Annotated in this window: 25 protein-coding genes; 12 read left to right on the top strand and 13 right to left on the bottom strand. The window is 70.8% G+C overall.

Features of this window, described 5'->3' with window-relative positions; translation table 11 throughout:
• Positions 1–72: 72 nt before the first annotated feature.
• Positions 73–1776 (bottom strand): RDD family protein, encoded by a 1704-nt coding sequence (locus I004_RS0115050; protein ID WP_028436178.1) that lies wholly within the window; start codon positions 1774–1776, stop codon positions 73–75.
• 265 nt (positions 1777–2041) lie between these two features.
• Between I004_RS0115050 and I004_RS0115045 the strand changes: the two genes are divergently transcribed.
• Positions 2042–2518 carry an SsgA family sporulation/cell division regulator gene (locus I004_RS0115045; RefSeq protein WP_028436177.1) on the top strand — a complete coding sequence of 159 codons (477 nt, stop codon included), beginning with the start codon at positions 2042–2044 and terminating at the stop codon, positions 2516–2518.
• Between the two features lie 203 nt (positions 2519–2721).
• Here the strand turns inward: I004_RS0115045 and I004_RS0115040 are convergent, their stop codons facing one another.
• Positions 2722–4089, bottom strand: coding sequence for an FAD-linked oxidase C-terminal domain-containing protein (locus I004_RS0115040; RefSeq protein ID WP_028436176.1), 1368 nt, complete (start codon positions 4087–4089; stop codon positions 2722–2724).
• A gap of 173 nt (positions 4090–4262) precedes the next feature.
• Entirely contained in the window at positions 4263–5405 is a 1143-nt protein-coding gene (hppD, locus tag I004_RS0115035; RefSeq protein WP_028436175.1) for a 4-hydroxyphenylpyruvate dioxygenase, read from the bottom strand.
• Between the two features lie 134 nt (positions 5406–5539).
• On the opposite strand from hppD, the gene I004_RS0115030 reads away from it, so the two are divergent.
• The 5 genes from I004_RS0115030 to I004_RS0115010 all read left to right on the top strand — a co-directional run bounded on the left by I004_RS0115030 (position 5540) and on the right by I004_RS0115010 (position 9995).
• Entirely contained in the window at positions 5540–6031 is a 492-nt protein-coding gene (locus I004_RS0115030; RefSeq protein ID WP_028436174.1) for an Lrp/AsnC family transcriptional regulator, read from the top strand.
• Positions 6032–6159: 128 nt separating this feature from the next.
• Positions 6160–6807, top strand: a complete 648-nt coding sequence (locus tag I004_RS0115025) for an ABC transporter permease (RefSeq protein WP_028436173.1) — start codon at positions 6160–6162, stop codon at positions 6805–6807.
• A complete protein-coding gene (locus I004_RS34065) occupies positions 6800–8122 on the top strand; it encodes an ABC transporter ATP-binding protein (RefSeq protein ID WP_078511222.1) in 1323 nt (440 codons plus the stop codon). The genes I004_RS0115025 and I004_RS34065 overlap by 8 nt, the downstream gene beginning before the upstream one ends.
• The gene (locus I004_RS37550; RefSeq protein WP_028436172.1) at positions 8008–8988 is read left to right on the top strand and encodes an ABC transporter permease; all 981 of its coding nucleotides are present in this window, start codon (positions 8008–8010) and stop codon (positions 8986–8988) included. The genes I004_RS34065 and I004_RS37550 overlap by 115 nt, the downstream gene beginning before the upstream one ends.
• A complete protein-coding gene (locus I004_RS0115010; protein ID WP_051345055.1) occupies positions 8988–9995 on the top strand; it encodes a glycine betaine ABC transporter substrate-binding protein in 1008 nt (335 codons plus the stop codon). The genes I004_RS37550 and I004_RS0115010 overlap by 1 nt, the downstream gene beginning before the upstream one ends.
• A 25-nt stretch (positions 9996–10020) precedes the next feature.
• Here the strand turns inward: I004_RS0115010 and I004_RS0115005 are convergent, their stop codons facing one another.
• Both I004_RS0115005 and I004_RS0115000 read right to left on the bottom strand, forming a co-directional pair.
• Entirely contained in the window at positions 10021–10848 is an 828-nt protein-coding gene (locus I004_RS0115005; protein ID WP_028436170.1) for a S16 family serine protease, read from the bottom strand.
• Positions 10849–10950: 102 nt separating this feature from the next.
• The gene (locus I004_RS0115000; protein ID WP_028436169.1) at positions 10951–11595 is read right to left on the bottom strand and encodes a helix-turn-helix domain-containing protein; all 645 of its coding nucleotides are present in this window, start codon (positions 11593–11595) and stop codon (positions 10951–10953) included.
• A gap of 411 nt (positions 11596–12006) precedes the next feature.
• On the opposite strand from I004_RS0115000, the gene I004_RS0114995 reads away from it, so the two are divergent.
• Positions 12007–13374, top strand: coding sequence for an MBL fold metallo-hydrolase (locus tag I004_RS0114995; protein ID WP_028436168.1), 1368 nt, complete (start codon positions 12007–12009; stop codon positions 13372–13374).
• A 51-nt stretch (positions 13375–13425) separates the two neighbouring features.
• On the opposite strand, the gene I004_RS0114990 is transcribed toward I004_RS0114995, so the two are convergent.
• The 5 genes from I004_RS0114990 to I004_RS34060 form a co-directional block, all read right to left on the bottom strand.
• Entirely contained in the window at positions 13426–15219 is a 1794-nt protein-coding gene (locus I004_RS0114990; RefSeq protein ID WP_028436167.1) for a DEAD/DEAH box helicase, read from the bottom strand.
• A 191-nt stretch (positions 15220–15410) separates the two neighbouring features.
• Positions 15411–16574, bottom strand: coding sequence for a putative sulfate exporter family transporter (locus I004_RS0114985; RefSeq protein WP_028436166.1), 1164 nt, complete (start codon positions 16572–16574; stop codon positions 15411–15413).
• Positions 16574–17176, bottom strand: coding sequence for a cysteine dioxygenase (locus tag I004_RS0114980; protein WP_028436165.1), 603 nt, complete (start codon positions 17174–17176; stop codon positions 16574–16576). Before I004_RS0114980 ends, I004_RS0114985 begins: the two co-directional genes overlap by 1 nt.
• A gap of 152 nt (positions 17177–17328) precedes the next feature.
• Entirely contained in the window at positions 17329–18234 is a 906-nt protein-coding gene (locus I004_RS0114975; protein WP_028436164.1) for a LysR family transcriptional regulator, read from the bottom strand.
• A 58-nt stretch (positions 18235–18292) separates the two neighbouring features.
• Entirely contained in the window at positions 18293–19894 is a 1602-nt protein-coding gene (locus I004_RS34060; protein WP_078511220.1) for an MFS transporter, read from the bottom strand.
• A 240-nt stretch (positions 19895–20134) separates the two neighbouring features.
• On the opposite strand from I004_RS34060, the gene I004_RS0114965 reads away from it, so the two are divergent.
• Positions 20135–21010, top strand: a complete 876-nt coding sequence (locus I004_RS0114965) for an alpha/beta fold hydrolase (RefSeq protein WP_028436163.1) — start codon at positions 20135–20137, stop codon at positions 21008–21010.
• Between the two features lie 63 nt (positions 21011–21073).
• On the opposite strand, the gene I004_RS0114960 is transcribed toward I004_RS0114965, so the two are convergent.
• From I004_RS0114960 to I004_RS0114950, 3 genes are all read right to left on the bottom strand, one after another.
• Entirely contained in the window at positions 21074–21316 is a 243-nt protein-coding gene (locus tag I004_RS0114960) for a helix-turn-helix domain-containing protein (protein WP_037976310.1), read from the bottom strand.
• A 2-nt stretch (positions 21317–21318) separates the two neighbouring features.
• On the bottom strand, positions 21319–22047 hold the full coding sequence (locus I004_RS37545; RefSeq protein WP_051345054.1) for a hypothetical protein: 729 nt from the start codon (positions 22045–22047) through the stop codon (positions 21319–21321).
• 177 nt (positions 22048–22224) lie between these two features.
• Complete coding sequence (locus I004_RS0114950; protein ID WP_028436162.1) at positions 22225–22671, bottom strand: thioesterase family protein; 447 nt, start codon at positions 22669–22671, stop codon at positions 22225–22227.
• A gap of 220 nt (positions 22672–22891) precedes the next feature.
• Between I004_RS0114950 and I004_RS0114945 the strand changes: the two genes are divergently transcribed.
• The 4 genes from I004_RS0114945 to I004_RS0114930 all read left to right on the top strand — a co-directional run bounded on the left by I004_RS0114945 (position 22892) and on the right by I004_RS0114930 (position 25485).
• A complete protein-coding gene (locus I004_RS0114945) occupies positions 22892–23581 on the top strand; it encodes an HAD family hydrolase (protein ID WP_028436161.1) in 690 nt (229 codons plus the stop codon).
• 102 nt (positions 23582–23683) lie between these two features.
• Complete coding sequence (locus tag I004_RS34050) at positions 23684–24139, top strand: NUDIX hydrolase (protein ID WP_051345053.1); 456 nt, start codon at positions 23684–23686, stop codon at positions 24137–24139.
• Between the two features lie 122 nt (positions 24140–24261).
• Positions 24262–24837 (top strand): GNAT family N-acetyltransferase, encoded by a 576-nt coding sequence (locus tag I004_RS0114935; RefSeq protein ID WP_028436160.1) that lies wholly within the window; start codon positions 24262–24264, stop codon positions 24835–24837.
• Between the two features lie 117 nt (positions 24838–24954).
• The gene (locus tag I004_RS0114930; RefSeq protein ID WP_028436159.1) at positions 24955–25485 is read left to right on the top strand and encodes a DUF1203 domain-containing protein; all 531 of its coding nucleotides are present in this window, start codon (positions 24955–24957) and stop codon (positions 25483–25485) included.
• The last annotated feature ends 6 nt before the right edge of the window (positions 25486–25491 follow it).

Genomic DNA, 25491 nt, shown 5'->3' with positions numbered 1-25491 from the left:
GCGTGCGTCATCGGAGTGACCGTCGCGGGACCGGACGCGCAGGGTGCGCGGCGCCGGCCCGCCCGTATCCGCTCAGAGGCGGATCTCGCCCGAGTCCTTGGAGACGAAGGTGCCCGCCAGCTTGTCGTGCCAGCACTGCCGCCAGGGCCGGTCGAAGACGCACCACAGGACGTTGAGCACGCCGATCACCAGCAGTGAGAGCACGCCGTACGTCAACCAGCGCTTCAGGGCGCCCCCGAAGCCCGGCTTGTCCTGCTGCTCCATGGTCAGCACCGTCAGCCCGAACAGCTTCTTGCCCAGGGTGCGGCCCCAGCGTGCCGTCGGCAGCACCTCGTAGAGCAGGCCGAAGAGGAGCAGGACGCCCAGGACCACGGCGAGGCTGCTGCCGGTCGTGCCGTCGATGAGCCAGACCGTCTTCGTCTCGCCCGCGTCCCTCACGGCCTGGATCTTCGCCTGTACATGGTCGACGGACTCGCCGACGAACGGGAACGCGACGGCCGCAGCCACCGCCCCGGTGATCAGACCGTCGACCATGCGGGCGCCGAAGCGCTTGCCCAGAGCGGCGGGACGGGCCTCCTGCTGCGCCTGCGCGAACGGGTCGGCGCTCGGCGGCCGCCACGCCATGGCGGCCTCCGCGGCGGGAGCGGCATGTGCATCCTGGCCGCCGCCGGGGGCATTGCCGGCCAGGTCGTGCACCTGCTGGGTCCAGGACGGCTGCGCGGGCCCGGCGGCGGGGGCAGCACCCTGCGGCGGGGCACCGTGCTGCGGCGGCACGCCCTGCTGATGCAGCAGGCCGTGCTGCGGCGGTGCGGCCTGATGCGGCGGTGCGCCTTGCTGCGGTGCGGCCTGAGGGGGCTGGGGCGGGGCGCCCTGAGCAGGTGTGTGCGGCTGCGCGGGCGGGCCCTGGCCCGGCACCGACGGGGCGGACGGCGTGGCCGCTGCCGGGGGCGTCTGGCCACTGCCCGTGCCGTAGCGCAGCACGTCCGAGCGGCGCAGCCCGACGGTGTGCTCGGGTACCTGCGGTCCGGGGGCGGAGTTGTCGGCGCCGTGCTGCTCCTGGCCCGTCTGCCTGCCTGCCTCGGGGCTGAGCGCACGCATCTGGAAGGTGCCGTCACGAGGCGGTGAGCCGGCGGAGTCCGCGCCGTGGGCAGGAGAAGCCGGAGAACCGTGAGCAGGGGCCGCACCGCTGTCCGTGCGCCCCTCCGCGGCCCCTTCGGCCGCTGGCCTTCCCCAGCCGCCTCGAGGGTCGGCTGAGGCGCCAGGAGCGCCTGCTGCTCCCTCGCCGCCCTCACCGCGGCCCCACGAGATGCCCTCGCTCTGCCCGGCGAAGCCTCCCTGCCGCGCCGCGTCAGCCTGCCATGCGGACGCGGGTTCCGGGCGCTGCCCGTGGAGGCGGCTCGGATCGTCCCAGTCGATGGAACCGGCCGACGCGACCTCGCCACGCGGGCGCACCTCGGGGAGAGGCGCATCGCCGCTGCGGGCGGCAGGCAGCTGTGACTCAGGGCCGGCGCCGCTGTCCATCTCCTCGTCGAGGAAGACCGGTCCGGTCTCCTCCGCCGGTGCCGGCTCCTCCCGGGTGGGCGGAGCGACCGCCGAGGAGGCGGCGGCGGCCGACGGCGGCGTGGGCATCGCCTCGCCCTCTTCCGGCTGGGGGCGGCTGGTACCGGGCACCCACGAGGAGCCGTTCCAGTAGCGGATGTAGCCGGGGATGGACGGATCCGGATAGAAGCCGGGGGCAGGGCTTCCGCCGGCGGATCCTGAGAGGGGCGCGCTCATAGTGTCCAGGTCCCGTATCTGTTTCGACTGTTGTGTCGTCTTGTGATGTACGTGCTCCGCAGTTGACCCGCGCGGTGCAACCGTGAAGCGTAGTGTCCACATCTACCAGACAGGGCCGACAACTTGCCCACCCGTGCTGGACGCACAGGCCCACTCTGGGGAGAGAATGGCGCGAACACGCGTAACCGGCCACGGCCTGGGCCCTCTTCAGTGCACGCCAAGACAGGCTGCGCGACTGATCACAGGATCACGAAAGGGCGGTCCGATGAACCTCGTCGTCGAATGCGAACTCGAGATCAGGCTTGTGCTCTCACCCGAGCACGGCCTTCCCGTACAGGCGCGTCTGACGTATCTCGCGAAGGATCCCTACGCCGCGCACATCGCCTTCCACGTCGGCACGGGCGCGCCCGTCACCTGGACGTTCGCACGGGAACTGCTCGTCGAGGGCGTCTTCCGCCCCTGCGGTGAGGGGGACGTACGGGTGTGGCCCGCGAAGGTTCAGGGGCGCGACGTGATCTGTGTGGCTCTCTCCTCCCCCGACGGCGACGCCCTGCTCGAGACCCCCTCGGGCATCGTCTCCGGATGGCTGGAACGCACGCTGCGCGCCGTGCCGGCGGGCACCGAGGGCGAAGCGCTGGGCGTGGACGACGCGTTGGCCGAACTCTTGCGGGTGGGCCACGGCGAGGGGGTCTGCCTGACCGACCCGTCACCGTCCGAAGAGGCAGGCGACGCCGAAGTGTGAGGGTGAATTTCCCTCCGACTTTCACTCGATCCGACGAATGTGCATCGGGCGTGAACATCCCACGCGCGGTGGGGAGTTCGGCCGATCCGTCGTGATCCGCCCGAACCGCCGGGCGGTGGCTCTGCCCGTCGCCTCGATGCCTCCCGGACGGGTGTCCCCGGACGGTCCTCGACGCGTCCCGGACCGTCCCCGACCGGTACGTCTCAGAAGAGCTTGCCGGGGTTCAGCAGGCCCAGCGGGTCGAGGACCTCCTTGATGCCGCGCTGCATCTCCAGCCCCACCGGGCCGAGTTCGCGGGCCAGCCACTCCTTCTTGAGGACGCCCACGCCGTGTTCACCGGTGATGGTGCCGCCGAGTTCCAGCCCGAGCGCCATGATGGCGTCGAACGCCTCGTGCGCGCGGCGCGTCTCGTCCTCGTCGTCCGGGTCGAAGCAGACGGTGGGGTGGGTGTTGCCGTCCCCGGCGTGTGCGCACACTCCGATCGTCAGCCCGTACTTCTCGCTGATGGCCGCGGTGCCGTCCAGCATGTCGGCCAGCTTCGTCCGCGGCACGCAGACGTCGTCGATCAACGTGGTTCCCGGCAGTGCCTCCAGCGCCCAGTGCACGCTGCGCCGCGCCTGAAGCAGAAGTTCCGACTCGGCACGGGTCTCCGCCGCCACGACCTGGCTGGCACCCGCCGCCTCGCACAGCTCTCCCACGGCGGCGAGGTCGGCGCCGGGGTCGTCGGTGTCGAACGCGGCGAGCAGCAGGGCCTCGGTGGACTCCGGAAGTCCCATGTTCGTCAGGGCGTTGACCGCCCGCAGCGTCGTGCGGTCCATGAGCTCCATCAGCGACGGGACGTGGCCGCACTCCATGATCCGGCTGACGGCGTCGCCCGCCGCGGCTGCGGAGGGGAACTCGGCGGCCAGCGCGAGCTGTTGCGGCGGCTGCGGCTTGAGTGCGAGCACGGCGCGTACGACGATGCCGAGGCTGCCCTCGGAGCCGACGAACAGCCGCGTCATGTCGTACCCGGCGACGCCCTTGGCGGTGCGGCGGCCCGTCGACATGAGCCGCCCGTCGGCCAGTACGACGTCGAGGCCGAGCACATACTCGGCCGTGACCCCGTACTTCACACAGCACAGCCCGCCGGCCGCCGTGCCGATGTTGCCGCCGATCGTGCACTGCTCCCAGCTGCTGGGGTCCGGCGGGTAGTGCAGGCCGTGCTCGTTGACGGCGCGGGAGAGCGTGGCGTTGACGACGCCGGGCTCCACGACGGCGATGCGGTCGGCGGGGTTGATCTCCAGGATCCGGTCCATGCGGATCAGGGAGAGCACGACGCAGCCGTCGGAGGCGTTGGCCGCGCCCGACAGACCGGTGCGGGCGCCCTGCGGCACGACGGGGACGCGCAGGGCGGTCGCCGTGCGCATCACGTGCTGCACCTCTTCGACGGTGCGGGGCAGCACCACGGCCGCCGGCGTGCCCGCTTCGCAGAAGTCGGCCATGTCGCGGGAGTAGGAGGCCATGACGTCGGGGTCGGTGATGACGGCGTCCCCGGGCAGGCCGTCCCTGAGCCGCTGGATCAACTCGCTCATGCGCTCAGCGTCGCACCTGCCCGCAGCGCCGGGAAGGCCGGGCTGCCGGGCAGGCGCGACGGCTGCGGGCGACGGCTGCGCGTGACGAGCGGACGTCACGGATGCGTGTCATGGACCGTGTCCGGGGTGCGCGTCCCCCGATCAGGGCCGCTCACCCGGGCGTACGGCCGCCGTCAGAGGTTGCCGCGCCTTTCCTGCTCGCGCTCGATCGCCTCGAAGAGGGCCTTGAAGTTGCCCTTGCCGAAGCCCATGGAACCGTGGCGCTCGATCATCTCGAAGAAGACCGTCGGGCGGTCCTGGACCGGCTTGGTGAAGATCTGCAGCAGGTAGCCGTCCTCGTCACGGTCGACGAGGATCTTCAGCTCACGCAGCGTCTCCACGGGCACCCTGGTCTCGCCCGCCCACTCGCCGAGGGTGTCGTAGTACGAGTCGGGGGTCTGCAGGAACTGGACGCCCGCCGCGCGCATCGCCCGTACCGTCGCGACGATGTCGTTCGTGGCGAGCGCGATGTGCTGGACGCCGGCACCGCCGTAGAACTCCAGGTACTCATCGATCTGCGACTTCTTCTTCGCGATCGCGGGCTCGTTGATGGGGAACTTGACCTTCAGGGTGCCGTCGGCGACGACCTTCGACATCAGCGCGCTGTACTCGGTCGCGATGTCGTCGCCCACGAACTCCTTCATGTTCGTGAACCCCATGACCTTGTTGTAGAAGGCCACCCACTCGTCCATCTTGCCGAGTTCGACGTTGCCCACGCAGTGGTCGATGGCCTGGAAGTTGCGCTTGCCCGGCTCGACGACCGGCTCCGCGGCCACGTACCCGGGCAGATAGGCGCCCGAGTAGGCCGAGCGCTCGACGAGGGTGTGCCGGGTCGTGCCGTAGGTGGCGATGGACGCCAGCACGACTGTGCCGTTCTCGTCCTTCTCCTCATGCGGCTCGACGATGCCGGTGGCGCCCTGCGCGACCGCGTACTCGTACGCGGCGCGCGCGTCCGGGACCTCGATGGCCAGGTCGATGACTCCGTCGCCGTGCGCCGCGACATGCTCCGTCAGGAAGCGCCCCCAGTCGGTGGAGGGCTTGACGACGGAGGTGAGGACGAAGCGCGCGGCGCCCGATTCGAGGACGTAACTGGCCGTCTCGCGGCTGCCGTTCTCCGGTCCGGAGTAGGCGACGAGCTTCATGCCGAACGCCGTCGAGTAGTAGTGGGCCGCCTGTTTGGCGTTGCCGACGGCGAAGACGACCGCGTCCATCCCCTTCACCGGGAAGGGATCGGCCTGCCGGGCAGTGTCAGGGGTTGCGTGGGTGGTCTCAGTCATGCCCCAAGGCTCCCCCTGTTCCACAAGGTGCGCAATACTTCCCGTATTCACTGAACACCTTGACCAGCGAGACCGGTCTCGCGCCGGACGATCTGTACAAGATGCTCAGAAGGCTGGTTACCGAAAGGGAAGCTGTGGGTATCGACCGGCTCGACGGACGTCTGCTCGAACTGCTCGCGGACGAGCCGAGGATCGGAGTGCTGGAGGCATCCCGCCGGCTCGGCGTCGCCCGCGGCACGGTGCAGGCACGACTGGAACGCCTCAGGACCACGGGGGTGATCCGCGGCTTCGGCCCCGACGTCGATCCGGCGGCGATCGGCTACCCCGTCACCGCCTTCGCCACCCTGGAGATCAAGCAGGGCCAAGGCGCCGACGTACGGGCCCACTTGGACTCCGTACCGGAAGTGCTGGAGCTGCATACGACGACGGGTCACGGGGATATGCTCTGCCGCCTCGTCGCACGGTCCAACGCGGATCTGCAGCGGGTCATCGACCGCGTGGTGGGCTTCGAGGGCATCGTGCGGGCCTCGACGGCCATCGTCATGGAGAACCCGGTGCCGCTGCGGATCGTCCCGCTGGTGCGTCAGGCGGCGGGCGGGGGCGGAGACGGCGAGCCGGTGCCGTGAGGAACCCGTGACCGGTGCGTCATTCCGGCGTCGCCGGGCAGGAGAGCACGCGGCACGACAGGACCCGCCCGCACGCGTGGGCGGGCAGGAACGGACGGAGCGGCTTTGAAGAGGCGAGGGGTACCGGAATGAGCTTCTGGGAGTATCTCGGCAACCGCCACACGCAGCTGCTGGCGGACTCGCTCCAGCACGCGAGCGCCGTGTTCCAGTGCATCGTGGCGGCGACCGTCCTGGGTGTCGCGGTGGGTGTGCTCACCTACCGCCGCGAATGGGCGGGCGATCTGGCCATGACGACCGGGGCGACGATCCTGACCGTGCCGTCGCTGGCGCTGATCGGTCTGCTGATCCCCCTCGTGGGGCTCGGGGTCGCCCCCACCGTCATCGCGCTGACGCTCTACGGGCTGCTGCCCATCGTCCGCAACGCCATCGTCGGGCTCCGCGGCGTCGATCCCGCTCTGGTCGACGCGGCCCGCGGCATCGGCATGTCGCGTACGAGGCGGCTGCTGAGGGTCGAACTGCCGCTGGCCTGGCCGCCGATCCTCACCGGGATCCGCGTCTCCACGCAGATGCTCATGGGCATCGCGGCGATCGCCGCCTTCGCCTCCGGCCCCGGGCTGGGCAACACCATCTTCCGCGGTGTGGCCTCGCTCGGCAGCGCCAACGCCCTCAACCAAGTGCTCGCCGGGACTCTCGGCATCGTCGTGCTCGCCCTGTTCTTCGACGCCGCGTACGTCGTCGTCGGACGACTGACCACCCCGAGGGGGATACGTGCCTGAGACATCCGCAGCATCCGGCTCCGGGACGACGCCGCGGACGGAGGAGGGCAGCGGGACGCCCGCGCAGGCCGCGGCTGCTCCGGAACGGGGCGCGCCCGCTGCCGCCTCCGGCGCCACCATCCGCCTGGAGGGCCTGACCAAGCGGTACTCCGGCTCCACGGTGGCCGCCGTGGACGACGTCAGCCTGGAGGTCAAGGCCGGTGAGACCGTCGTCCTGGTCGGCCCCTCCGGGTGCGGCAAGTCCACCCTGCTGAAGATGATCAACCGGCTGATCGAGCCCACCTCGGGACGCATCCGCATCGACGACGAGGACGTCACCGGGATCGACGCGGTGAAGCTGCGCCGCAAGATCGGCTACGCCATCCAGTCGTCGGGGCTCTTCCCGCACATGACGGTCGCGCAGAACATCGCCCAGGTGCCGAAGATGGCCGGCTGGCCCAAGGCGAAGATCAAGGCGCGCGTCGAGGAGATGCTCGACCTTGTCGGCCTCGACCCCGCCGAGTTCCAGGGCCGCTATCCGCGGCGGCTTTCCGGCGGGCAGCAGCAACGCGTCGGCGTCGCACGGGCGTTGGCCGCCGACCCGCCCGTGCTGCTGATGGACGAGCCCTTCGGCGCCGTCGACCCGATAACCCGCGACCACCTCCAGGACGAACTGATCCGGCTCCAGCACGAGTTGCGCAAGACCATCGTCTTCGTCACGCACGACTTCGACGAGGCCATCAAGCTGGGCGACCGCATCGCCGTCCTGCGCGAACAGTCGCACATCGCCCAGTTCGACACCCCGGAGGCGATCCTCACCAACCCGGCCGACGACTTCGTCTCCGGATTCGTGGGCGCCGGCGCGGCGCTCAAGAGGCTCAACCTGACCCGCGTGCGGGACGTCGAGATCGTCGACTTCCCCACCGCCACCGTTGAGGAGCCCCTGGAGACCATCTCGGAGATGCTCAGCGCCGGCACGACGAACGAGGTGCTGCTGCTCGACCCGAAGCAGCGCCCGTACAAGTGGCTGCGGCGCGGCGATCTCACCCATGCGAAGGGCTCGTTGGCCCGCGCGGGGACACTCGTGCACGACACCGTCACCCGCGACGCGACGCTGCGCGACGCGCTGGAGGCGGTGCTCACCGACAGCGGCGGACGGGTCGCCGTCACCGGCCGGCGCGGGGAGTACACCGGCGTCGTCGACCTGGAGACGCTGATGAACTGCGTGCACGAACTCCTCGACGCCGACCGGCTGGAGGCCATCGAGCACCGGCACAGCCTGAGCGAGACGCAGGCCAAGCGCACGTACGCGGCGCAGGAGGGCCTCACATCGTGAGCGGATCGACCAACAGTGCGGCCACCGAGGCGGACGAGCGGCAGACGCCCGCACAGCAGGACCAACAGGCCGCGCCCGACGAGGAGTCGGCGCCCGCGGCGGCCGCACACAGCGAAGAACGGCTCCGCGACAGGCTCACCTGGCAGAAACTCACGATCCTGCCCGGTGTGCTCGCGCTCGTGCTGCTGGGCACCTGGCTGTGGTTCCGCGGCGCCGAACTCGACACGATCGCCCGCAACTCCATCTCGGGCGGCAACGTCACCCTCCGCCTGCGCCAGCACATCGAGATGACCGTGATCTCCACGTTCTTCGTGCTGATCATCGCGATACCGCTCGGCATCGCCCTGACCCGTCAGAAGCTGCGCAGGGCGACACCCGTAGCCATGGCGGCCGCGAACCTGGGGCAGGCCGTCCCGTCCCTCGGGCTGCTGGTGCTGCTGGTGTTCTGGCTCAGCATCGGTCAGGGCACCGCCGTCGTCGGCATGGTCGTCTACGCGGTGCTGCCGGTGCTGGCCAACACCATCACCGGGCTGCGCAACATCGACCCCGGCCTGACGGAGGCCGCCAAGGGCATCGGGATGTCGTCGCTCGGAGTGCTGACGAAGGTCGAACTGCCCCTGGCCGTACCGCTGATCCTCGCCGGCGTCCGCAACGCTCTTGTCCTGAACGTCGGCACGGCCACACTCGCCACCTTCATCGGGGGCGGCGGCCTGGGCGACCTGATCTCCTCCGGCATCACCAACCAGCGGATGCCCGTGCTGATGCTCGGCTCGATACTCACCGTCGCACTGGCGCTGCTGGTCGACTGGCTCGCCTCACTCGTCGAACTGCTGCTGCGCCCACGTGGCTTGGAGGGATCGTCCTGATGCGCACCCGGCGCACCTCACGCACCCCGCTCTCGCTGCGCACGCTCGCCGCCGGGCTGACCGCGCTCGCCCTCACCGGCACTCTCGGCGGCTGCGGCCTGGTCAGCGGCAGCCCGCTCAGCGACAAGGTGCGGCCCGGCACAGTGGGAGCCGGACGGCCTCTCGAAGGGGCCCAACTGACCGTCACCTCCAAGGAGTTCACCGAGCAGATCATCCTCGGCAAGATCATGGGGTTGATCTTCCGGGCGGCCGGGGCCGACGTGGTCGACCGCACCGCCGTGCAGGGCTCCATCGGCGCACGCTCAGCCGTCGAATCCGGCACGGCCGACGGCATGTACGAGTACACCGGCACGTCCTGGATCACCTACCTCGGCCACACCAAGCCCGTGCCCGACCCCGTCGAGCAGTGGAGGGCCGTCCGCAAGGAGGACCGGGCCAAGGGCGTCGAATGGCTGCGGCCCTCCACCCTCGACAACACCTACGCGCTCGTCATCAGCGAGAAGCTGCAGAAGCGGTACGGCACCAAGACGCTCTCCGACGTCGCCGAACTGTCGCGCAAGAACCCCAACGCGGCCAGTATCTGCGTGGAGAACGAGTTCGCCTCCCGCCAGGACGGCCTGAAGGGCATGGCGAAGAAGTACGGCATGCGCTTCCCCGAGGGCCAGGTGCACAAGATGGCCGGCGGCGTCGTCTACACCCAGACCGCCAACGGAAAACCGTGCGTCTTCGGTGCGATCGCAGCGACCGACGGACGCATCCCCGCCCTGAAGCTGAAGATCCTCGAGGACGACAGGAAGTTCTTCCCGAACTACAACGTCGCGCCCGAGATGAACAGCCAGACGATGAAGAAGTACCCGCAGATCGCCGGGCTGCTCGCACCCATCACCAAGGCTCTGAACAACAAGACGGCTCAGAAGCTCAACGCCAAGGTGGACGTGGACGGCCAGGACCCGCACGACGTCGCCAAGGACTGGCTCGTGCGGAAGGGCTTCATCAAGACGGGCTGAACTGACGGGAGCCGGGGGCCCTGGATCAGCAACTGGGCACCCGGCCATCGCCGTTGAGGGCCTTCAGCGCCTTCAGAGCGCCCCCGAGGGTGTCGACCGGCACCAGACGCAGGCCCTTCGGCCGCTCCGCCTGCGCGTCGGCGCACTCGGCACGCGGCACGAGGAAGACGGTCGCCCCGTCCCGCTTCGCCGCCTTCGTCTTCAGCGGCACACCACCGACGGGCCCGACAATGCCGTCCGCCTTGATGGTGCCGGTGCCCGCGACGACCTTTCCGCCGGTCAGGCCGCCGCCCCGGCCGTCGCCGACGACCTTGTCGATGATGCCGAGCGAGAAGAACAGCCCCGCGCTCGGTCCGCCCACGTCGGCCAGGCGCAGCGAGACCCGCACATCCCGCGGTGACTTGTGCATCTGCCGCAGAGCCGCCTTGACCGCCGCGTTCTGCGACTGCCGCATCTCGTCCTTGTTGTGCTTCTCGATCTCCTTGAGGCTGTCGCCCACCGGGTAGACCGCCTCGGTCGGCATCGCAGCCCTGTCCGCACGGAACCAGCTCTCCACGACCTCCGGCAGCCGGACCGTCGCGCCGGGCGGTGTCGCGGCGATCGTCGTCATCAGCAGCTTGCCGTCGTCGGCTCTCGTTCCCTGGCTCCCCGGCCCGGAGACCGTGATCACCGGCTTGTCCTTGCTGTCGCCGATCACGTTCGCGGTGAGGCCGGGCTCCGCGAGAGCGAACGGCAGCGGCGCGAGAGCGACAACCGCGAACAGCGCGGTGAGCGGCGCGGCACATACGAGGAGGGTGCGCTGCCGCGCAGAGAGCCGTCGCGGGCGGAGGCGCGAGCCGAGCCGGGAGAGCAGCGAGGAAGGCGGGGCGGGTGTGTTCACCCCGGCAACCTAACAACCGCACCGGGCACTCCCCATGGCGGAGCCGGAGGGACCGCCCCGCCATGTTCCGAAGGGTCAGCGCAGAGCGTCGGCCACTTCCTGCGCCGCACGCACCACGCGCTCGCCCACCTGCGGCGGGACCGCGTCCGTCAGCATCACCACGCCCACGCTGCCCTCGATCCCCGTCACGCCGCGCACCGGAGCCGCGGCGCCTCCGGCTCCGGCCTCCAACTCACCGTGTGTGAGGACGAATCCGGGACCCAGCTCGCTGTCGGGACCGCGCCCCGCGAGGATCGCCCGGCCCGCGGCGCCCCTGTCGAGGGGGTGGCGGAAGCCGGTGCGGTACGCGACGTGGTAATCCGTCCAGCTCGGCTCGACGACCGCCACCGCGAGGGCCTCCGTGCCGTCGACCAGGGTCAGGTGCGCGGTGGCCCCGATCTCCTCGGCCAGCGAACGCAGCGCGGGCAGCGCCGCCTCCCGTACGAGTGGATGCACCTGCCGGCCCAGCCGCAGCACCCCGAGCCCGACGCGGGCGCGTCCGCCCAGGTCACGGCGGACGAGGGCGTGCTGCTCCAGCGTGGCGAGCAGCCGGTAGACGACGGTGCGGTTGACGCCGAGCTTGTTGGAAAGCTCCGTGACGGTCAGGCCGTGGTCCGTGTCGGCGAGCAGTTTGAGGACGCGCAGTCCCCGGTCGAGGGTCTGAGAGGTCTCCGCAGTCACTACGCGCTCCTCCTCGGTTCAGTGGGGGCGGCTCCGGGTGGGGGCGTAGCAGTGGGGGGCGTAGCCGTGGCCGGGATCGCGCTGTGCCGTTGAACCTAGCGACCCGCTCCGCTCACCGGAAGAGTGCGTCCAGAATCCGGTCACTTCTTCTTTGCGCTCCGGGTTCGTGGCTTGGGGCTTGCCTCGGTTCGCCTCGGGTGGGTGCGTGGTGCCGGGGCGTGCCGCATTCCGGGTGGCCGGGTTCGCCATCGGTTCGCGCGTGGTGCGGGGGCGTGCCGCCCCGGGGCAACCGCCGGAACGGCCCGCACCCGGCACGCACAACGAACCCGAGGCGCACACCGGCGCCCCCGCACGGGATTGCCCCACGCCTCCCGGGTACCCGGAGCGTGATCGGGACAAGGAGCAGACGCCGTGTTCTTCGTCGACACCCTGGAGATCCAGGGCCTGGGCAATCGCAGCTATCTCGCCGGCGGCTCGAACACCGCCGTCGCGGTCGACCCGCCCCGCGACATCGACCGGGTCATCACCGCCGCGGCCCGCCGCGGCATCCGCATCGCGTACGTGGCGGAGACCCACGTCCACAACGACTACGTCTCCGGCGCCCTGGAGCTGGCCCGCATCACGGGTGCCGACCACCTGGTGCCCTCCGCCGCCGCGGTCTCCTTCCCCCGTACACCCGTCGCGGACGGCGACACCCTGACCGTCGACGAGCAGCTGACGCTGCGCGCCCTGTCCACCCCCGGCCACACACCGCACCACACCTCGTACGTTCTCGAAGAGGACGGCCACGGAGTCGCCGCGTTCACCGGCGGATCGCTGCTGATCGGGACGGTCGGCCGTCCGGATCTGGTGGAGCCGCGGCTGACGGAGTCGCTCGCCAGGGCCCAGCACGGTTCCGCGCACCGGCTGGCGGACACGCTGGACGACGACGCGCAGGTGCTGCCCACGCACGGCTTCGGAAGCTTCTGCTCCAGCTCGCAGGCGGACGGCGACACGACCACGATCGGCGCCGAGCGCAAGGAGAACGACGCGCTCACGCTCGACGTCGACACCTTCGTGTCCCGGCTGCTCGACGGACTCGAAGACATTCCGGCGTATTACGCGCACATGGGCCCGGTCAACGCCGCCGGTCCCGACCCGGTGGATCTGACACCGCCGCGACAGGCCCGCCCGGAGCAGATCGCCGCCCGCCTGGCGGCCGGTGAGTGGGTCGTGGACCTGCGCGACCGCACGGCTTTCGCCGCCGGTCATCTCGCCGGCTCGTACAACTTCGAGGGTGACGGCCGGCTCGCGACCTACCTCGCGTGGCTGATCCCCTGGGGCAAGCCGGTGACGCTGCTGGGTGAGAGCCCCGAGCACGTGGCCGACGCACAGCGCGAGTTGGTCCGTGTGGGCATCGACCGGCCGGCAGCAGCCGCCACCGGCGTAGCGACCGACTGGGTGCGCGGCACGGACGAGGTCGCCTCGTTCCCGCGTGCCGACTTCGACGAACTCGGCGCCGCCCGTACCGCGGGCGGGGAGCCGATCGTGCTGGACGTACGCCGCGACTCCGAACGCGCCGGCGGATACATCGACGGCTCTTTGCACATCCCCGTGCACGAACTGCGCGGACGGATGGCGGAGTTGCCGCCCGGCGTGGTGTGGGTGCACTGCGCCACCGGGATGCGCGCGACGATCGCGGCTTCCCTGCTGGACGCCGCGGGGCGCTCGGTCGTCCTCGTCGACGACCGGTTCGACTCCGAGGCCGCGGCACGACTCACGGCCGTCCCCGGCAGTTGAGCCCCGCCCCCCCCACCGCGGCACGAGCAGGAAACGGCGCCGACCGCGAGGTCACCGCATGCGCGTCGCCCACTCCCGCACCTTCGCGATGCGCTGTTCGAGCTGGCCCGCCGTCGCCTCCGCGCTCGGCGGCCCCCCGCACACGCGGCGCAGCTCGTTGTGGATCACCCCGTGGGGCTTGCCGCTCTGGTGGACGTACGCCCCCACGAGCCCGTTCAACTGCTTGCGCAGCTCCAGCAGTTCCTTGTGCGTGACGACGGGACGCCGCTCCGCGGGCAGTTCGAGCAGGTCCGCGTCGGCGTCGGGCCTCTTCTTGCTGTGCGCGATCTGCCGCGCCTGCCGCTTCTGCAGGAGAGCCTGCACCTGGTCCGGCTCCAGGAGCCCGGGGATGCCGAGGTAGTCCTGCTCCTCGTCGCTGCCGGGGTGGGCCTGCATGCCGAACTCGGCGCCGTCGTACATGACCCGGTCGAAGACCGCGTCCGACTCCAGTGCCTCGAAGGGCAGTTCGTCCTGCTCACCGGTGTCCTCGTCCTGTTCGCGTTCGGCCTCCTCGAGGAGGCCGGCCTCCTCCGCGTACGGGTCGTCCTCGGCGTCCTTCTTCGGCTTGTCGAGCACGTGGTCGCGCTCGACCTCCATCTCGTGCGCGAAGGTCATCAGCATCGGGATGGTCGGCAGGAAGACGGACGCCGTCTCGCCGCGCCGCCGCGACCGTACGAAGCGGCCGACGGCCTGCGCGAAGAAGAGCGGCGTGGAGATCGTCGTGGCGTAGACGCCGACCGCGAGACGCGGAATGTCCACGCCCTCGGAGACCATGCGCACGGCGACCATCCAGCGGTCGTCGGAGTTGCGGAAGTCCTCGATGCGCTGGGAGGCGCCGCTGTCGTCGGAGAGCACGACCGTGGCGGCGGTGCCGGTCACTTCGCGGAGGAGTTTCGCGTACGCGCGTGCCGAGTCCTGGTCGCTGGCGATCACCAGGCCGCCCGCGTCCGGGATGGCCTTGCGCACTTCGCTCAACCGCCGGTCGGCGGCGCCGAGTACGGACGGCATCCACTCGCCGTGCGGGTCGAGGGCCGTGCGCCACGCCTGTGAGACGGCGTCCTTGGTCATGGGCTCGCCGAGGCGCGCCTCGATCTCGTCGCCTGCCTTGGTGCGCCAGCGCATGTTGCCGCTGTAGGAGAGGAAGATGACGGGCCGCACGACGCCGTCGCCCAGCGCGTTGCCGTAGCCGTAGGTGTAGTCGGCGACGGAGCGGCGCACGCCGTCGGCGTCCTCGGCGTAGTCGACGAACGGGATCGGGTTCGTGTCCGAGCGGAACGGCGTGCCGGTGAGGGCCAGTCGGCGGGTGGCCGGTTCAAAGGCCTCCTGGCATGCCTCGCCCCATGAGCGGCTGTCGCCCGCGTGGTGGATCTCGTCGAGGATGACGAGGGTCTTTCGCTGCTCGACCCGGTTGCGGTGCAGCATCGGCCGTACGCCGACGCCCGCGTACGTCACCGCGACGCCGTGGTACTCCTTGCTCAGCGGGCCCGCGCTGTAGTCCGGGTCGAGCTTGATGCCTATACGCGCCGCCGCCTCCGCCCACTGTTTCTTCAGGTGCTCGGTCGGCGCCACGACGGTCACCTGCTGCACGACGTGGTGGTGCAGGAGCCACGAGGCGAGGGTGAGGGCGAACGTCGTCTTGCCGGCGCCCGGGGTGGCCACCGCGAGGAAGTCCCGTGGCTGCTGCTGGAGATACGCGTCCATCGCCCCCTGCTGCCAGGCGCGCAGCTTGCTGGCCGTGCCCCAGGGGGCACGGCCGGGGAAGGCGGGCGACAGGTGGTGGCTGGTGGAGGAAGTGCTGGTAGTCACGGTCTCCGGGTGGGTCGGTGGCGTGGTCGTCCGCGTCGATGCGAGGGCCGCCGGACAGCGCGGCGAGACTGCTTCAGCCTACCGGCGGCCGGTGACAGCCTCCGTGGGGAGTCCGATTCGGGCGAATTCCCGTGCCATGCACGGGGGTTGAACGGACGGCGCGAGCCGCGAGAGTGGCGCTGTCAGACGCGTCACGCGGTCAGCAGCACGCCCCCGTAAGAAACCCCGGCGATGACGATCCACGAGCACAGCCCGAGCGCGGCCACCCTGCTTCCGGTGCGGGCGAGCGTGGGGAGATGCACGGCGCTGCCCAGGCCGAAGAGGGCGGCGGCGAGGATCAGTTCCTGCGCGGTGCCGGCCACGCCGAGGGCTCCGGCGGGGAGCCATCCCGTCGTGCGGAGGACGACCATGACGAGGAAACCGGCGACGAAGAGCGGCACGAGAGGCGGACGCCGACCTGCCGTGCCGGTGCCGTTCCCAGCGGCGTCGGCGGGCGACCCGGCGGCGCCGCCCTTTCGGGCGTGCCCGCTGCGTGCCCGTACGGACAGGACGACGGCCGCCACGAGCGGCGCCAGCAGCGCGACGCGCATCAGTTTCACCAGCACCGCCTGGCCGAGGGCGTGGTGCCCGGCTGTCTGGGCCGTGGCGACGACCTGTCCGACGTCGTGCACGCCCGCACCGACCCAGCGTCCGAACTGCCCCGCGTCCAGGCCCAACGGGTGGTGCAGCAGCGGCAGTACGGCTATGGCGAGCGTGCCGCAGAGCGTGACGAGGGCCACCGACGTGGCGACGTCGCGCTCCTCGCTCTCGCGCACCTCGCTGACGGCACAGATCGCGGACGCGCCGCAGATCGAGTAGCCGGTGGCGATCAGGAGCGGCTGGTCCCCGGGGAGACCGAGCTTCCGGCCCAGCCACAGCGTCCCGGAAAAGGTCGCCGCGACGACGACGAACACCATCGCGACGGTCGTCCAGCCGAGGCCGACGATGTCGCCGATGCTCAACTTCAGCCCGAGCAGCACGACTCCGACGCGCATGAGCCGCTTGCCCGCGAACGACAGACCGGGCCGGGCCGGGCCGCTCACCATCGTCCGCACCCCGGGGAGGTGGGCGGCGAGGATGCCGAGGACCACGGCCGCCGACAGCATCGGCACGGCCGGCACAAGCAGATGCACGGACCCGGCGGCCACGACGCCCAGCGCGGCAACCGCCAGGCCGGGCAGCTTGCCGGCGGGGCGCGGTCTCGCGGGTGAGGCGGTGCGGCCGGTGTCCTTGCGGGGCGGACGGACACTCCCCGCCACGGAACGTGTGGGCGAAGGGGCCGGGGACACCTGGGGCCGGTCCCCCAGCAGCGCCATCAGCGGTCCGCCGGCAGCTCGTACACGCGGCGCACGCTGCTGCCCAGGCGTGAGATGTCGGCACCGTAGATGTGCAGCGAAATGGCCTTCTCACCGCAGCCGTTCCACACCTTGTGTATGTCGCCGGGCGGCGCGAATCCGCAGACCGCGCCGACCGGGTTGACCACGTCCTCCGTCGCCACGAGCCGCGCGCTCCCGCCCGGTTCCTCCGCGGGCAGCAGCCGGTAGCGCCGCTCGTGCTCCTCGCCCTCGTGGACGCCGGTGACGCACCAGGAGACGTGGTCGTGCACGGATGTGCACTGGCCGGGCAGCCACACCAGCGCGACGATCGAGAAGCTGCCGTCGTGCTCGGCGTGCAGCAGGTGCTGGCGGTAGTGGTCGGGGTCGCCCTGCTGCTGCTCCGGCGTGAGAAGGCCGTCCGCGGCGCCGGTGCCGAGGTGCGGTGCGAGCTTCTCGCCGACGAGATATGCGGTGACGTCCGGCGCCATTCCGCGGCCGACCACTTCGCGCACTTCTCCGACGAGGGAGTCGAGTCGCGCCGTGGTGCGGGGCGCGGTGCGGACGGCGGTCGCCGCGGGGTGGTGCTGCGTCGAAGTGGCCATATTCGCAGCGTGAGGCCGCGGACTCATCACGTCCAACGACGGTTTCTTCGCCTGCCCCCAACCAACGCTTATGGAGGAGGAATTCGCTCAGGCGAGTCACAACTCAAGCCCGCTCGCGCGGAGGTGGACTCCCGCGGCTCGTCGGACACGCCCTAGCAGCCGACGCGGTTCGTGGCCGCCGTTCTCAGCTCGTCCAGTACGAGGGCGGTCGTCGGGATGTCGAGGTGCTCGCGCAGTACGTACGCGGACACGTGCCGCCGCGAGGCCGGGTCCAGGGCCCGTCCGGTGACCTTGCGGTGCACGAGGAAGGAGAGCACCAGCCCGGGCATCATCGCGATGCCGAGCCCTTCGGCGACGAGGCTCTGCACCACCAGGATGTCGTCGGTGGTGAAGGCGACATCGGGCGCGAAGCCCAACTCGGCGCACTCGTGGAGGAAGTTGGCGCGGCAGCGCAGGCAGCCCGCGATCCACCGCTCGTCCGACAGCTCGGAGAGCTTCACCGCGCGGCGCCGCGCCATCCGGTGCCCCGTCGGAAGCAGCACGGTCAGTTGGTCCTCCATGAGCGGGATCTCGACCAGCTCGTCCGGCACCTGCTCGTGGAGGCCGGGATAGGTGAAGGCGAGGGTGATGTCGCACTCGCCGTCCGCCACGCGCCGCATCGAGTCGGGAGGCTCCGCCTCCTGCAACTCGACCCGTATGCCCGGGTGTTCGGACGCCAGGCGCGCCAGCGCCTCCGGTACGAGCGTCGCGCCGGCACTGGGGAACGCGCACATCCGCACTCGCCCGGCCCGTAGTCCTGTGATCGCCGACATCTGCTGCTGCGCGGCCGCGATCCGGTCGAGGATGACGCCCGCGTGGCGCTCCAGCGCCTCCCCCGCCTCGGTCAGACGCATCTGCCGCCCCACGCGAACGAACAGCGGCGTGCCGACGGACCGTTCGAGAGCCTTCATCTGCTGCGTGATCGCGGGCTGCGTGTAGCCGAGCGTCCGCGCGGCCGCCGAGTACGAACCGGCCCGCACCACTTCGTGGAACGTCCGTATGTGCCGCGAGTCGAACATGCCAGAACCATAAGCGGAATTTGGATCCGGGCAACATCCCCCATCTCTTCCTAAGGGATCAAGCCCCCGCGGCTCGCGTGCGCTCCCCGAGGCGCCCCGCGACGGCGACGCCCAGCGCGCATACCAGGGCGGCGATCGCGTAGACAGCGACGAACGCCAGCGGACGGCCTTCCGCCGCCGCGGCCCCGGCACTCCCGCTTCCGCTCCCGCTCCCGCTCCCCGCGACGCCCACGCTGACCGAACCGCCCCCGCACAGCGCGAACGCCGCACCCGTCACCGCGAGCAGCACCACGTTGGAGAGGCTGTCGGACATCTGCAGCGCGGCCGAGTTCTTCCCCGCCTCCTCGGGCGCGGACAGCTGCAGCAGCAGCACGCTCGTGGACGAGATGACCAGGCCCATGCCGTAGCAGCCCACGGCCATCGCGAGGGCCAGCGTCCACACCGGCACGCTCTCCGCCAGCGCCGCCGGCGTGTACGCAACGCCGCCGGTCACCAGCACCATCCCGCCCCGTGCCAGCCTCTCCCGGTACGGCCCGAGGCGCTGCCGGGACTGTGTGAAGGAGCCCAGCGCCCACGTCGCTCCGCCCGCCGCCAGCGCCAGGCCCGCCATCGTCACGGACAGACCGCGCTGGCTGACGAGCATGAGCGGCACGAAACTCTCCGCCACCACGAATCCGCCCGCCGCGATGCCGCGCAGCAGCACCACCGCGGGCAGGCCGCGCGCCGCCCGGTACGTGCCGCGCGGAAGCAGCCGCAGCGCCGCCGGTACGAGCAGCGCGGCACCCGCGACCGCCGGGAGCACCGCGAGCAGGGTCAGCTCCTGTCCCGCGTACTGGAGCAGCCCCGCGCCGGCTGCCAGCACCACGGCGAACTTCAGCCGGGTGCGGCCCTCCGGACCCTGACCGGGGCGGTCCGCGGATTTCGCGGTGGAATCGCCCGGTGGCGGCCCCGATGCGGCCCGCCTCACCGCCGGCAGCATCACGGCGAGCGGCACCGCCACGAGGAGCGGCAGGCCGAGGAACACCCAGCGCCAGCCCAGGTGCTGCGTCACCGACCCGGCAATGAGCGGCCCGACGACGGCAGGCACCACCCATGCAGCGGCGAAGCACGCCAGGACCGTGGGCCGCAGCTGCTCCGGATAGGCGCGGCTGACGGTGACGTACAGCGCCACGATGACGAGCCCCCCGCCGATGCCCTGCACGGCGCGGCCCGCGACGAATATCCCCATCGTCGCGGCCGTCCCCGACAGCACGAGCCCCGCCGCGAACGATCCGATCCCCCACGCCAGTGGCGGCATCGGCCCGCTCCGGTCGCTCCACTGGCCGGAGACGACCATGCCGAGCAGGGAGGTGGTGAACAGGGCGGAGAAGGCGAAGGCGTAGACGGAGACACCGTCGAGCTCGTCGGCCGCCACTGGCATCGCCGTTCCGACGGCGGTCGCTTCGAAGGCGATGAGAAAGACGACGGAGACGATGCCGAGCGTCAGTGCCAGATAGCCGCGCCCGAGGACGCTCTCCGACCGCGGCACCCCCGCGGACCCGGCTGCGCGTGCCGGCGCCGGCACGGGGACGGGGAGGTCCGACGACGGCGCGGTGGTCCTCACAGGCGCGGGGTCCTTCACGCCTCCGGGCTCCCCGATGCCGTCCCCAGATGCAGTCATACGGGAACGGTAAGGGCCACCACTGAGATTGGCACCTGTCAGTGGTCGCTGGTGGCATCGTCCGTTCGCCCTAGGACCGGTGACGGTTCCTGCCCCGGCCGGCCCCGGCCCGAAGACGCACACGCGGGCCGACGGAGAGGCGAAACCGCCGCGCGCTGCCGGACAGCCGTGACCAGCCACAACATCAGCCGAGGCGGACGGTCACGGCTGTTCGCCCCTGCTTGGGGCACGCTGAGGGGTATGCCGTACTTCACCTCGTACGACGGGGCCCGACTCAGCTACCGCGTCCTCGGCGACGCCCCCACCAGCTGGGACCGGCCTCCCCTGGTCTGCCTCGCGGGAGGTCCGGCCCGCGATGCGGCCTACCTCGGCGACCTCGGCGGACTGAGCGCTTACCGGCGCCTGATCGTCCCCGACTCACGCGGCACCGGCGACTCACCGGCCGCCGCCGACCCGGACGAGTACGCCTTCCCGCGCCTGGCCGAAGACGTCGAAGCCCTGCGCCGGAAGCTGGGATTCGACCGCTTCGCCCTCCTCGCGCACGACGCGGCGGCGGCCACCGCCCAGACGTACGCGGCCGCGCACCCCGGCCGTCTCAGCCATCTCGTGCTGCTCAATCCCGGCTCGCGGCTGCAGGGCGAACTCCCCGACGACGCGCGGGAGATCTTCCAGTCGCGGGCTGAGGAAGGTCCCTGGTGGGAGGAGGCGCGCGAGGCCGTGCGGCTCCTGGAGAACGCCACGGACCTCACCCATGTCCGCAACCTGCTGCTGCGTGCCGCACCCATGGCGTACGGGCGCTGGGACGCTCCACAGCGCGAGCACGCCGCATCCGAGAGCGACCAGCTCAACCCCGTGCCGCGCGCGGGCTTCTGGCAGGGCATCGACGAACCGTCGCGGCTGACCGTCCTGGAGGCGCTGACCAAGGTCGAGACCCCCGTCCTCGTCGTCACCGGCGACCTCGACGCGGTGACGGGCATGCGCGCGGGTGAAGCGGTGGCCGAGTCCTTCCCGAACTCGCGCCTGCACACCCTCAAGGGCGTGGGTCACTTCCCGTGGATCGACGCCCCGGGTTCCCTCACACGCCTACTGAGGGACTTCCTCGCCGAGAGGTCATGACCGCCACAACCGTCAGTCGCCGCCGGGCCGTTCGGCGCGGGTCGTTCCGTTTGCGGGCCGGTCTCATCCGGACGTGCCGTCGGGCGGCAGGACGGTGAGCACATCACCCGGCGTGCAGTCCAGAACGTCGCAGATCGCTGTCAGGGTCGAGAACCTGACAGCCTTGGCACGGCCGTTCTTCAGCACCGACAGATTGACCAGGGTCACTCCGACCCGGTCCGCCAGTTCGGTGAGCGTCATGCCACGTTCGGCGAGCAACCGGTCGAGGTTGCAGGCGACGCGGTGCTGATCTGCGGGAACCGCCACGTTCAGACCAACCCGTCGACGTCCTGCGCGAGTTCGGTCCCCCTGCGGAACGCCTCGGCCACTGCGAGGAGCAGCACGGCGGCCAGCAGCGCCGGCAGAGGTGCCAAGAAGGCCGAGGGAGTGATGGAGCTGCCGGGGCCGTCCAGCCCGACCCGTTCGAGTACGAGTCCGGCGGCAAGGCCCGGGGTCAGTGCCGCTCCGTAGGAACCAGCCGCGGTCAGCGCGGCGATGCCCGCGATCCGGGCGGCATTCCCCCGCCGGAACGGCACACCTTCGGCGATGGACAGCAGCAGCCCGCGCAGCAGCAGGGCACCACCCCCGAAGCTGAGGCCGAGGATCGCGGAGTCCCCGCGGCTCAACAGCTGCTCCAAGACCGTGGATCCCCACGCGCGCAGCTCGAGCGAATCCGTGCCCGCCTCGATCGAGGTGCCGTGCCGGGCCCCCGGGGCGTCCAGCGTGATCTTGTTGTCGTCACCGGACGGCTCTGCGAGCGGAGCCTTCGACGTCGAGTCGCCACGGCTCGTCTCGACCCTCAGCCCCTCCGTGGTGCGCGCCTTGACCTTCACCGTCACGTCGGCCTGGGCCTGGGTGGCTCCGTTGATGGCGTACGCGACACCACCGCCGGCCGCGGCCAGTCCCAGGAAGAGCATCAAGCCGGCGAGCCCGCGTATCAGGCGGATGCTCGCGAAGCGGCGGGGCTCTCTCTTGCCTGTTCGTTCGGATATGCCCATGACGGTCCTCGGTTAGGGCTGCGGCGGTGGGCGCGCGCAACGTGGGGGGTGTGGGCACCGGCCAGTGGCGGTACCGGGCGCGCAACTTATCGTTTATCGATGTTATCGGCAAGCGATAAGTACGCGGCCGGTGGCGGGCGTTCCGTCAGCCTGCCGCCGGCCCGTCCGAGGCTGCCGTCAGATGCCGGGATCGAAGTCGCTCACGAGGCCCTTCGCCCTTGCCAGTTGGTCGTCCGGGAACGGGCACGAGCGCCGCAGCTCCGTGTCGAAGTGGACGCCTGTCAGCACGGTGACAGCTGCCACTTCACCGGAGACGGCGTTCTCCATCCGGTGGCAGAAGCGGATCACCTTCTCCCGCACCTCGAGCACCGCCGAGCGCACCACGATGACGTCGCCCGCCAGCAACTCCCGCTGGTAGGAGATCCGTTGATCGACCGCGACCATGCCCCTGCCACTCGTCCGGAGATACTGAGGTGTGATGCCGAAGCTGGCGAAGAGCTGCCAGGTGGCCTCGTCGAACTTCCCGACATACCACATGACGTTCATGTGGCCCATCTGGTCGCAGTGCCAGGGGTAGACCGTCCCGCGGTACATCACTTCCAGACCGGCGGCATCGGTGGTCATGAACGCCTCCCTCGCTCGGTTCCGTGCCGGGCGCGGCACGTTAGCGTACGTTAACGTTAAGAGACGTTAACGTGCAGTGGACGGTGCGGACGACATGCGCAGGGTCCGCGGACGCGGGAAGGACGGGGCGGTGCCGGCCGGCACGAAAACCCCTGGCGGCCGACGGGCCGCCCCATTACCGTCCAGGCCAGGGAGCGGGACTCGGGGAGGCTCAAGGTCGATGCGCGAACGCCAAGTACTCGTCTTCGACGCGGACGACACCCTCTGGGAGAACAACGTGCTCTTCGAGCGCGTCATCGAGGACTTCCTGGACTGGCTGGCGCATCCCACCCTCGGCCGGCTCCAACTCCGCGCCGTGCTCGACGACATCGAGGCGGCGAACACCGTCACGCACGGATACGGCACCCAGTCGCTGCGGCGCAGTCTCGCCGACTGCGTGGAGCGGCTGCACAGCAGGCCGGCGACGGCCCGGGAGCACGAGGAGATCAAGGAACTGGCCGCGGCGCTCATCGACCACCAGGTCGAGCTGATACCAGGAGTCGCCGAAACGCTCACCGCACTCGGCGACCGCCACGACCTTCTGCTGCTCACCAAGGGCGACCCGGACGAGCAGCAGCGCAAGATCGACATGTCCCGACTGGCCCATCACTTCCGGGAGATCGGCATCGTCCCGGAGAAGAACGACGCGGCCTACCGCCGCCTCATCGAAGCGCACGGACTCACGCCGGCCACGAGCTGGATGATCGGCAACTCACCCAGGTCGGACATCCTCCCGGCACGGCGGGCCGGCATGAACGCGGTCTTCATCCCCAACCAGCACACGTGGGTCCTGGAACACGACGAACTCGACCACACCGACGAACAGGTCCTGCACCTGGGGACGTTCAGCGAGTTGACGAACCACTTCTGACGAAGGAATCACGTCGGATCCTGCAGACGAACCACGGTCGGACGCTGAGGAACGCCTCCCGTCCGGAAGCATCCGCCCCGCACATGAGCTGGAGCAGGAGCAATGAACGCGACACCAACGCCCGCGGCAGGACGTGACCGGGCCCTGACGGCACCGGCCGTCTCCTGCGTCTTCGTCTGCCACGACGCCGCAGGTCGCGTACTGCTCGCCCGTCGCAGCGCCGGCGCGCGGGACGAGCCGGGCACGTGGGACACCGGGGCGGGCGCCCTCGAACACGGCGAGACGTTCGAGGAGGCCGTCACCCGTGAGGTCCGCGAGGAGTACACGGCGCCTCCGCTCGCGATCGAGACCATCGGCGTCCGCAACATCCTCCGCGGCACTCCCGTCTCGCACTGGGTGGCCGTCGTCTTCGCCGTGCAGGTCGACCCCGCCCGGGTGGCCATCGGAGAGCCTCACAAATTCGACTCCCTGGGCTGGTTCACCCCGCGCGACCCGCCCAGACCCCACCACTCCCAACTCCCTGAAACCCTGGCCCTTTTCCGCACGTACAAGCCCTGACGAAACGGCCTCGCCGATCGGAGTCCCGGGAGAAGAAGCGGTAGCCGCCCGGGCACGCGCCCGAACGGCAACCGTGAGAAAGCGACCCTGATTGGCACGCTGACATCCCCCGTGGAGGAACCATGTACGCCGTACCGCTGGGCATCGACGACGCCGAGCTGCGGCCGCTCGAACCGTCGCACGCCGAGGAGTTCCTGCGCCACATGGACCGGGGCCGGGCGTTCATCGGGCGGTACATCGGTCTGCCGGACGTCGTGACGGACCTGGAATCGAGCCGCGCACATCTCCGCGGGTACGCCGAGAAGGCCGCGAACGACACGGGTCGCATCTACGGCATCTGGAAAGACCGAACACTGGTCGGCGGAGTCCTCTTCCGGGTCATGGACGTCGCCCAGGGCACGGCGGAGGCGGGCTGCTGGCTGGAGCCGTCAGCGGCAGGCAAGGGACTGGTCACCACGGCTGCGCGCGTCATCATCGACTGGGCCGTCGAAGAGCGCGGCATCCACCGCGTGGAGTGGGTGGCCTCGGTGGGGAACGAACCCAGCATCGCCGTGGCCCGCCGCCTCGGCATGACGAAGGAAGGCGTCCTCCGCGACGTCTACCTCTACCGAGGCAAGCGGCACGACATGGAGGTCTGGTCGGTGCTGGCGCCCGAGTGGCGAAGGGCGCGCGCGGACCGCGAGGGCGCGACCGGCTGATGGCGACGAGGGCTCGTGAGGGGCCGTGGAGGACGGAAATGCGGGGCTCCTCCGGCGCTGGAATGCGTGGTCCGATTGCCGCCAGCAGGCAGGGAGCGACCCGTCCAAGCTGGCTCCGTGACCTCACACAAGACCTCATACACAGCCCTGCCCATCCCTCCCGCGACTCTCAAGGAACTCCGCGACACCGATGACGCCGGCCGGCCGATGCGGCCCTACACCGCGGGCGAGGACGGCGTTCCGGTCGGCTGCGTGGGGAGCCCACTGCGCTGTTGCCTGCGCGCGATCGAACCCGGCGAGCGCGTCGCGCTCGTCTCGTACGCACCGCTGCGACGCTGGGCCCCTCTGCACGGGGCCGAGCCGGGCGCCTACGACGAGTCCGGGCCGGTGTTCATCCACGCGGAGGAGTGCGAGGGGCCACGGGACGCCGAGGGTTACCCCTTCGCGCGACCCGGTGCTCGGCGCACCATCCGCCGCTACAACGCCGCCGGACACATCGTCGGGGGCAGCCTCTTCCAGATCCCGCAGGACGCCGAAGCCGGGTTCGACCAGGCCTTCGACGAGGCGTTCGCCGAACCGAAGGTGGCTCTGGTGCACGTACGGGCCCTGGAGTACGGGTGCTTCCAGTTCGAGGTGCGGCGGGCGTAGGGCCTG

The sequence above is a fragment of the Streptomyces sp. TAA486 genome (assembly GCF_000426165.1).
The sequence above is the reverse complement of the archived record's forward strand: the minus strand, read 5'-3'. Positions and strand labels throughout refer to the sequence as shown.